The 3854-nt window shown below is 63.4% G+C and carries 4 protein-coding genes and 1 pseudogene; 2 read left to right on the top strand and 3 right to left on the bottom strand.

Annotation, left to right across the window (positions count from 1 at the left end; all coding sequences use genetic code 11):
• A pseudogene (locus EN932_RS31075) lies at nucleotides 1-643 on the top strand (DNA polymerase IV); the annotation flags it as partial.
• Here the strand turns inward: EN932_RS31075 and EN932_RS31070 are convergent.
• Complete coding sequence (locus EN932_RS31070; protein ID WP_127369529.1) at nucleotides 640-1146, bottom strand: hypothetical protein; 507 nt, start codon at nucleotides 1144-1146, stop codon at nucleotides 640-642. The pseudogene EN932_RS31075 and the gene EN932_RS31070 sit on opposite strands and share 4 nt — an antisense overlap.
• Before the next feature lie 198 nt (nucleotides 1147-1344).
• On the opposite strand from EN932_RS31070, the gene EN932_RS31065 reads away from it, so the two are divergent.
• A complete protein-coding gene (locus tag EN932_RS31065) occupies nucleotides 1345-2226 on the top strand; it encodes a DMT family transporter (protein ID WP_013531939.1) in 882 nt (293 codons plus the stop codon).
• Between the two features lie 12 nt (nucleotides 2227-2238).
• Here EN932_RS31065 and EN932_RS31060 read toward each other — a convergent pair whose 3' ends face one another.
• Nucleotides 2239-3042, bottom strand: a complete 804-nt coding sequence (locus EN932_RS31060) for a potassium channel family protein (protein WP_027161463.1) — start codon at nucleotides 3040-3042, stop codon at nucleotides 2239-2241.
• A gap of 67 nt (nucleotides 3043-3109) precedes the next feature.
• Nucleotides 3110-3854: OB-fold nucleic acid binding domain-containing protein (locus EN932_RS31055; protein ID WP_245483355.1), on the bottom strand; the 745-nt coding region annotated here is incomplete at its 5' end.

Below are 3854 nucleotides of genomic sequence, written 5' to 3'. Positions count from 1 at the left end.
CGGCAAGGCGTTCAACGCAACGCTGGAGCGGGACGGCATCCGCACCATCGGCCAGCTGCAGCAGATGGATCGCGGCGATCTCATGCGCCGCTACGGCACGATGGGCGACCGGCTCTACCACCTTTCGCGCGGCGAGGATGTCCGCCGCGTCGATCCCGATCAGGATGCCAAGAGCGTATCGGCCGAAACCACCTTCGATACCGACATCGCGTCGCTGGAAGAGCTGGTGGCGGTGCTGAGGGGGCTTTCGGAAAAGGTTTCGGCACGGCTGAAAAAGTCAGGCATTGCCGGGCGCACCGTGGTGCTGAAACTGAAGAGCCAGGATTTCAAGCTGCGCACGCGCAATCGCCAGCTCGGCGACCCGACCCGGCTCGCCGACCGCATCTTTCAGACTGGGGTGGAGCTTCTGCGCAAGGAAACCGACGGCACGAAGTATCGGCTGCTCGGCATCGGCGTCAGCGACCTCTCGGACGACGACAAGGCCGACCCGCCCGATCTGGTCGACATCCAGTCGCGCAAGCGCGCCATGGCTGAAGGCGCCATCGATGCCTTGCGCGACAAGTTCGGCCGCAAGGCGGTGGAAACCGGCTACACATTCGGCAAGGGCCGCGATGCCCATCCTCCGGAGCCGCTCGAGGACTAGGTGCGCTGCAAGTCTATCCTGCTCGTCACCACGCTCTTGCCGGTTTTCGGGTCGGTGTCGATGACGGTCAGCCGCATGCCGTTCTCGCCGCGTTTCTCGACCTTCATCTGCGCCCTTCGGTCGCCATTGACCTCCTTGGCCCAGCGAATGCCCAGGTTGATCGCATTGCCCGAACGGCGGCCGTTGAGTTGCGCCGGTCCCGTGCGAGAGCCAACATAGGTGCCGCTGTATTTGGCACCTGTAACTTTCAGATTGGCGCTGATGGCCCGCGACACCACAATGAGACCGCGGCAATTTCCATCCAGCGATAGCGAGGTTGAGGTCGCATTCGACTTGAAGCTGCACGATACGGTGACGTTCGGAGCATCCGTGGTTACCTGGACAGTGCCCTTGCCGGCGAAATTGCCCTTGAACGACTGAAGAAATTGGGTCTCGTCGGCATGTGCTGCGCCTGCCGCAACCAATAGACCGCCGGTAAGCGCGAATTGCGCGAAGGATCTCATCGAAGCTCTCCTTGTCGTTTTCGAAAAAAGGCGGGGCGGTCCACGAGCACGGCTGACCATCGGGACTCAACGCCACCTACCGTTTCAGGTTCCGTCCGCCACATGACTGTTTTACAACATCGGGCCAGTCGCGACTGGCCCAGAAGAATGCCTTGGCTAGCGGTTGCGGCAGAGGTGCTGGCCTGCGACATAGCGCGAATGGCACCCACCCCCTCGATCCCCAAGGCCGCGTTCTGGATGGCGCTGTCTATCGCCTCGTTCCTTGGCATGACGGTCGCCGGCCGGGCCACGACAGCGGAGCTCAACGTCTTCCAAGTGCTGGAGTTGCGCTCCGTGATCGGCTTCTTCATCCTGCTGCCGCTGGTGATGATGAGTGGCGGCTTTCAAGCCATGCGCACGCAGCGCCCGGTTGCCCATATCGCCCGCAACGTCATCCATTACACGGGCCAGGCGGCATGGCTCTACGCCCTCACCTTGATTCCGCTGGCCGTGTTGATCTCGATCGAATTCACCACTCCGATCTGGACAGCTATCCTGGCGGTGATCTTTCTGGGCGAAAGGCTGAACCGGCCCAAGTTGGCAGCGATCGCGCTGGGGCTGATCGGCGTGGTGATCATCGTGCGCCCCGGTGTCGGCTCGGTCGATCCTGGACATCTCGTCGTGCTGGGCGCCGCGGCCTGCTTCGGCATCTCGGTGGTCACCGTCAAGTCGCTGACCCGGACGGACAGCGTCGTACGCATCATCTGCTGGATGCTGATTGTCCAGTCGGTGGTCGGTCTCATCCCGGCGCTCTATACGTGGCGCAACCCGCCACTGGAGCTATGGCCATGGATCGTGCTGATCGCCTTCACCGGCATGTCGTCGCATTTCTGCATGGCCCGCGCGCTTGGCTATGCCGACGCGACCATCGTCTCGCCGATGGATTTTCTACGCGTGCCGCTATCGGCACTGATCGGCTGGCTGCTCTATAGCGAGCAGATCGACGCCTTCACCGCCGGCGGCGCGCTGCTGATCCTGATGGGCAATCTGCTCAATCTGCAGCGCAGGCAGATAAAGCCGGCCGAAGTGGCGGCGTCGTAGTCCCGCCGGCCGTCAGTTCCCTTCGTCGGGTATGTTGAGAAGATGGCCGCAGGCCTTGCAATGGACGGCGTCCGGCTCGTGCCGCCGCAAGCCGCACTGCGGACAGGGAAACAACACCTTGGCTGGCCGGAAGATCGCCTGAGCCAGTCTGACAAACAGCGATATGCCGATGATCATGGTGACGATTGCCGTCAGCTTGCCGGCCATGCCCGGCAGCACGATGTCGCCGAAGCCGGTCGTCGTCACCGTGGCGACAGTGAAATAAAGCGCGTCGATATAGTTTTCCAGGCCAGCGCCAGTGCGAAAGAAGAACGTGTAGACGAAGCCGGTGATGACGAACAGGAAGGTCAAAAGGTTGATGACCGCGTGGCTGGCCTCTCGCCACGGCCGCAGTCCTCGCATCTCGAAATGCCGCCAGAGCGAACCGCTGCGTGACAGCGACCACAGCCGCAGGATGCGCAGGAAGGCGAGATTGGCGAACGCCGTTGGCATCAGCAGCGTCAAGAGGATGAAGACATCGACCCACGACGTCGGCTGCTTCATCAGCCGCAGCATGTTCTTGGAGGCAAGCAGGCGGGCAGCGAGGTCCGCGGCAACCAGCGCGGCCGCCGAATAGTCGAGCCAGAGGAATGACGGCTTGTCCTGGAGAACCGGCGTCGCGATGAAGAAGGCGATGATGGCGAGGTCGATGACGACGGCCACCAGTTGGAACCGGAAAGCGGCCGGCGTGCGCCCATGATAAAGCCTGCGCAACCGGTCACGCAGCCGCGCCAAGACCGAAACCGCCTGCGACCCATTCCTCTGCGCCGGCTTCATGCTGACTGCGCCGGCGTTGGCCGCAGCGACCGCCCGGCTGATTGCCGCGCCCCGAAAAGAGCGGGGGTCACACCAATTCCACTTCGACCACGCCCGGCACCGCGCGCATCGCCGAGGCGATCTGCGGCGAGATACGGTAGCGGTTCGGCAGCTCTATCTCGATTTCCCCCTCGCCTTCTTCCTTGATCAGCACGAAACTGACCTGGCCTTCGCCCCTGACGGTCAGTTGGCCGGCCAGCGTGTTGATCGGCGTGGCGTTGCGCACGAAGATACGCAGCGCCTTCTGGATGCGACTTGCCTCATCCTCCAGCGACTGCACCGAGTTGATGCGCAGATTGACGCCTTCCGGCCTGTCCTCGGCCGCAACGGTGATGACGACGGAGCGGCCGGCCTCGAGCAGGTCGCGATACTGTGCCAGTCCTTCCGAAAACAGCACGGCTTCGTACTGGCCTGACGTATCCGAAAAGGCGATGACGCCCATCTTGTTGCCGGTGCGCGTCTTGCGTTCCTGCTTGGATGTCACCGTGCCGGCCAGGCGGCCGGCGGCGGCACCGCGTTTGACGGCCGCCGAGAACTCGGCCCACGTTTGCACCCGCATCTTCTGCAGGGCCGCCTTGTACTCGTCGAGCGGGTGGGCCGAGAGGTAAAAGCCGACCACCTGGAATTCACGGTGCAGCCGGTCGGCGGCGAGCCACGGCTCTGTCGCCGGCAGATTGAGTGCCTGCGACTGGGCGCCGAGCGAGGCGCCGAAGATGTCGTGCTGTCCGGAAACCGCGTTCTGCTGCGCCAGCGACGCCAGCCCCATCATGCGC

The sequence above is a fragment of the Mesorhizobium sp. M7A.F.Ca.US.002.01.1.1 genome (genome assembly GCF_004022955.1).
Lineage (GTDB): Bacteria > Pseudomonadota > Alphaproteobacteria > Rhizobiales > Rhizobiaceae > Mesorhizobium > Mesorhizobium ciceri.
Note: the sequence above shows the minus strand (reverse complement) of the source record. Positions and strands in the feature narration are given on the sequence as shown.